Raw genomic sequence first — 4,694 nt, 5'->3', positions numbered from 1 at the left:
AACAGAACAGGTACAAAAAGGCCTCCTGGACTTTTTTCTGAGCAAATAATGACACCACCATGGTGATTCAAGTGTGCATAAAAAAATATGAAAAAAGATTAGGATTATGTTGTCGCGTATACTATATTTGCGACAACAAATATAGATAAGATGAGAAAATTAGATTTTGCATCTCTTCAGGTAAAAAATTTAGAGGTATCAAAAGCTTTCTACACAGACAAATTAGGATTTGAATTATCTGAAATGACCAATCCGGAAGCCTGTATTTTTAAGTACAACAAAAATGAAGCAAGTTTTGCAATAAGAAAACCCATCGGAAATTTAGACGGTAAAGAACTTGGTGTTGGTGCTTCACTTTGGTTTGCTATTGATGATAAAATTGAAGAATTACAAAGTAAACTTTCAGAGAAAGGAGTAACTCTTTTAGGAAAAATCAACAATACACCTTTTGGCAAAACAGTAATGGTGAAAGACCCGGACGGTTACATTATTACATTTTTGGAACAAACTATAACGACCAACAATGAATAATCGAGATACAAAATATTGGATAATAGTGGCATCAAAAGATCACGTGAAAAATGCTGTTGCAGCAGGAATTGCGCAAGTTTGCCACGGAAAATCTTCGCCGTTAAAAAGAATGAAAAAAGGCGATTTTGCTGTCTATTATTCAGGGAAGCAAACTATGGGGCAACCCGTTAAATGTCAGGAATTTACAGCATTAGGAAAGGTAATAGATGATGAAATATATCAGTTTCAGGTTTCGGAAGACTTTTGTCCTTCAAGACGAAATATTGAATTCGAGCAATGTAAAGACACACCCATTCTTCCTTTAATTGATGATTTGGATTTTATTAAAAACAAGAAAAGCTGGGGTTATCCATTTCGATTTGGTTTCTTCGAAATTAGCCAACACGATTTCGATTTAATTTCATCACAAATGCTTCAACATCATTATGCCTAGAGATATTGAATTCCATTTTAAAAGCCCTAACAATAGCCCAGGTTATTTACTTGGACAACTCACAATGCTGTGGCAGCGGAAACAAAAAAAGGTCTTAGACCCATTAGACTTGACACATACGCAATTTGTTTTGTTGGCAGCAGTAGGGTGGCTTTCAAAGAAGAGTAAGGCTGTAACACAAATTGACATTGCCAACCAGAGTAATGCCGATAGAATGATGGTATCAAAAGTATTACGAACGTTGGAAGAAAAAGGTTTTATATCACGACAAGAACATGAAACAGACACAAGAGCAAAAACCATTCGACTGACAGCTAACGGGGGAGTTATTTTGCAAAAAGCAATTATTAAAGTAGAAAATGCTGATTTAGCTTTTTTTGCCACATTGGACACTAAAATTTCTTCGTTCAATAGAAATATGCTGCGGCTTATTGACAAGAACAGCGAGTAAAGGGTATTAGATGCGTCATCATAAGCATGTGCCGATCTCTTTGGCCCTGCCGGTGTAAATAATTCAAAAAATGGAAGGGTAATCCGAATCCCAAAGATCTAACTGGCTTATTTGTAAGCTCCCCTAAAATCGGACCAGGAGGGTAGTTAAAATTCTTTGTAATTTAACTACCTCATTATGAAATAGCAACGATTTATCAAGACACAAATCCACCTTAGGTCTTAAACTAACAACGCGAAGATTTCAAGTAAAATTGAATTTATTGTGTATGCAAGTACACTGTTCTGCCACTTATAGGCTGAATGACCCGGTTATTTGGCGAAATATAGATTCCAGTATACTGCGTAAACTGTTGTGTAGAGATTGTTATAGGTGATACGGGAACTATCCATATTACTGGAGTATAATAAGGAATAACCGGATATAGAGCGGTGGGGAAAATATATGAACCGCTATAGGTAAAATAACTGGAAAAGTTTGCAGGCAATAATGTCGCTGGATTGAATTGATTGATGGCTCCATTCGGGTCGGCACCACTCAGGGGCGAAGCATCAAAGACAGGTTGAATAGCCGGGTTAGCTGCCCCATTTTGTATTAAAATACCAATATTTGTTGCATTTCCGCTTGCTGAAATATGAGTCAGAATCACCTCCATCGCACCACCATTTCCATCAATTTCGTGGCAGCTCGGATAAACAAAATGAAAATTTTTTAGGTAATAATTAGTATCATTTACAGTAATATAATTGGACATATCACCGGTTAACACCCTTAATGCATATTCGTAATGATCTGTTGGATCTTGAGAATTGTTTGGATCTGCCACAAAATGGGTGACATTATACACTACCGTTCCATTAAAAGGCGCATAATGAGTAACTACATTGTCAAATTTGTAACTTATTGCTTGAGCAGTTACAAAATTAATTGGGCTTTGGCCTGTCGTGCTTTGATAGAAAGAATCTGTCGCGACATTTTGTGGACCCGTATTATTGTTGTTATTGGAGTTGCTACTACTTTTTGTGCAGGATGTAAATGAAAATGAAAGGCCAATTATGGCAACAAGTAGGTATTTCATATTTTACCATTTAATATGAATTTATTGAATGTCCCTACAATCAGGCCGATGACCAAATTTATGCGATATATAAAGTTATACTAAATTGTATCTATCCCTATAATTTATTAGTTTAGAATTGATTCGCACTAATAGTATGTGATTTTCAATTTCTTATAAACCTTTTCAGTGTATAAAATCAGCGATTAATGGACCTTTTTTTGATAAAATATTCATGTATACCCGATATTTCTCATTTTTCCCGCCCCGTTTTTATGCGCTAAATTCTTCATGGTAATCGGTTTAAATGGTGCGCTCCAAGAAAATTAAATTGCATTTGCTTTCAAACCTTGTAAAGATCGACCATGCAAAAATGCATGTTATCGTGTCTGAAAATAAATAAAGATAAACCAGTGACTAATTTCAACTGCGTTTTCTCCTAACCAGGATTGAATACGGCCTGTACGGCGTAAACAAAAAGTACACTTTCTTTAAAGTCGTACACGGACAACTGTTCAAAAAACAGCTCCCTTAAAACTCATGCAGGCCTAAGGAGCTGACATTGATGTCTTACCGTCCTTACTTCGTTTTAGAAAGAGCGCCGGTTTGCTTTCGTCCTTAGGATAAAGCTCTAAAATTTCCGAAGTTAGTAACATGATCTTTATGGTTTCGCCGTCTATAATGACTTCTTTGCAGTCATAAAATACCTGGTAATTAACTACCGAATTATTATTTGCATTTCCACCTGGCGGCTTACTAATCATCTTATTGTCATCTTTGAAAGTAATAATCAATCCCTTATTTATTTTATTAGCTTTTACAATTTCGGAATCCTTCGATATTTCACCATGAGGACCACCAAACCTGTCAAAATACCAAACACCCCTGATATCAGCCTGTTGGGAATAGCTAATTGAAGATTGAAAACAAAATATTATACCTATGAGAAATAATTTCATGCTCAAATATATATTTAATATTATCAAATTAGCCTAAGTGTAAACCCTTACTTCATTTAACCCATTTTTCTATTTATCTTGTTGCATTAGAGAATATATTCTAATATGAATGAATGAAAATTCTTTTGATTTAGCAGCTTTGCGAGAAATTATTGATGAAGTAAGAGATAAAAATCGCAGAGGTTACCTTGATTTGCAAACTGTTGAAAATTTTATCTTTCATTTTGATGAACTTCCAACCAATGAAATAAAGAGAGAAGTCTATATATCGCTGCTCGACTATTTACAAGTAATTAAAGGTATGGATGCCTCGGAAATTAATCGAAACACGAGCACCGAAATGTATAATAAAATTCTTGCTCCTATTGGGATAAAATATGTTTTATCCTCAAATTTTACTGTTAATTTTAGAATAAGTGTACTCGTCTATTTATTTCTTATCGCTGTGCTTATAATGTTTTTTCTTGGAATTCCCCTCAAAATATATATCATTGTTGCAGTATTATTTCTGGCTCAACATTTCCGGTGCGTTCTAAAAAGGAGGCAAAAGCGTGTCTATGGAAATTTTTACTGATGGTCAAAAAAGCTTTCTTTTGTATTTTCCATTTATATACGGTCCGGTCGTCTTTTAAGTAAAATGAATTATCTTTAGGTACGTGAAAATATCGGCATTCATATTCTTTTTACTTCTGTCTTTCCTGACAGTTCAGCCATTGTTCAGTTCATTGAAACCAGTTGAAAAGAAACAATGTATGAAGATGAGCTGTAATAAGCATAAACAGTCGCCAAATAAGCCCGGTCAATGTGATCCGAATAAGTGCAATCCTTTTATGACCTGCGCGGCAGACAACTTTTATACAATTGTGAAAAGTAATCTTGAATCGCATGCAGTTATTAACTGGACTGAAAAAATAATTCCCCAAAACGATAACCGCTTAGCCACATGCATATGTGATTTCTGGCATCCTCCGGAAGAAATCTAGCCTACACGTTTGGTAAACCATATTTCAAGATCAAAAAATATAATATGAAAAAAATATTTTTTGCAATCTTAGCCATTTCTATGTTGTCAACATCTTTCGCATTTGCCGGTAAAGGCAAACAGTTAAAGAAAGCTGCAACGCCAAAAACGGAATGTCCTAAAGGTTGCCCGCGTACTATGGGATGCGGTCATTAAGGTAAATGAGTTGCATAAGAGCAACTTCGCCCACCACGTTATGTGGTGGGTTTTTTATTTATTTTCCGGGCAATGGGAAATTAAAC

7 protein-coding genes are annotated in these 4,694 nt (G+C 35.2%); 5 read left to right on the top strand and 2 right to left on the bottom strand.

Going from position 1 to position 4,694, the window contains the following annotated elements:
• Positions 1-150 precede the first annotated feature (150 nt).
• From VNZ46_RS26940 to VNZ46_RS26930, 3 genes are read left to right on the top strand one after another with little or no spacing between them, the layout of a single operon-like run.
• Entirely contained in the window at positions 151-531 is a 381-nt protein-coding gene (locus VNZ46_RS26940) for a VOC family protein (RefSeq protein WP_325564387.1), read from the top strand.
• On the top strand, positions 524-964 hold the full coding sequence (locus VNZ46_RS26935) for an EVE domain-containing protein (protein ID WP_325564385.1): 441 nt from the start codon (positions 524-526) through the stop codon (positions 962-964). The genes VNZ46_RS26940 and VNZ46_RS26935 overlap by 8 nt, the downstream gene beginning before the upstream one ends.
• Positions 957-1,415 (top strand): MarR family winged helix-turn-helix transcriptional regulator, encoded by a 459-nt coding sequence (locus tag VNZ46_RS26930; protein ID WP_325564383.1) that lies wholly within the window; start codon positions 957-959, stop codon positions 1,413-1,415. Before VNZ46_RS26935 ends, VNZ46_RS26930 begins: the two co-directional genes overlap by 8 nt.
• Before the next feature lie 259 nt (positions 1,416-1,674).
• On the opposite strand, the gene VNZ46_RS26925 is transcribed toward VNZ46_RS26930, so the two are convergent.
• Together VNZ46_RS26925 and VNZ46_RS26920 are read right to left on the bottom strand one after the other, a co-directional pair.
• Positions 1,675-2,493 (bottom strand): carbonic anhydrase family protein, encoded by an 819-nt coding sequence (locus VNZ46_RS26925; protein WP_325564381.1) that lies wholly within the window; start codon positions 2,491-2,493, stop codon positions 1,675-1,677.
• Positions 2,494-3,020: 527 nt separating this feature from the next.
• Positions 3,021-3,431, bottom strand: a complete 411-nt coding sequence (locus VNZ46_RS26920; RefSeq protein WP_325564379.1) for a hypothetical protein — start codon at positions 3,429-3,431, stop codon at positions 3,021-3,023.
• Between the two features lie 109 nt (positions 3,432-3,540).
• Between VNZ46_RS26920 and VNZ46_RS26915 the strand changes: the two genes are divergently transcribed.
• The gene (locus VNZ46_RS26915) at positions 3,541-4,005 is read left to right on the top strand and encodes a hypothetical protein (RefSeq protein WP_325564377.1); all 465 of its coding nucleotides are present in this window, start codon (positions 3,541-3,543) and stop codon (positions 4,003-4,005) included.
• Positions 4,006-4,458: 453 nt separating this feature from the next.
• Positions 4,459-4,608, top strand: coding sequence for a hypothetical protein (locus VNZ46_RS26910; RefSeq protein ID WP_325564375.1), 150 nt, complete (start codon positions 4,459-4,461; stop codon positions 4,606-4,608).
• Positions 4,609-4,694 lie beyond the last annotated feature (86 nt).

Origin of the sequence: Pedobacter sp. (genome assembly GCF_035566355.1) — a bacterium.
In the GTDB taxonomy this organism is placed as follows: Bacteria; Bacteroidota; Bacteroidia; order Sphingobacteriales; family Sphingobacteriaceae; genus Pedobacter.
This window is presented reverse-complemented; position numbering and strand designations above follow the sequence as displayed.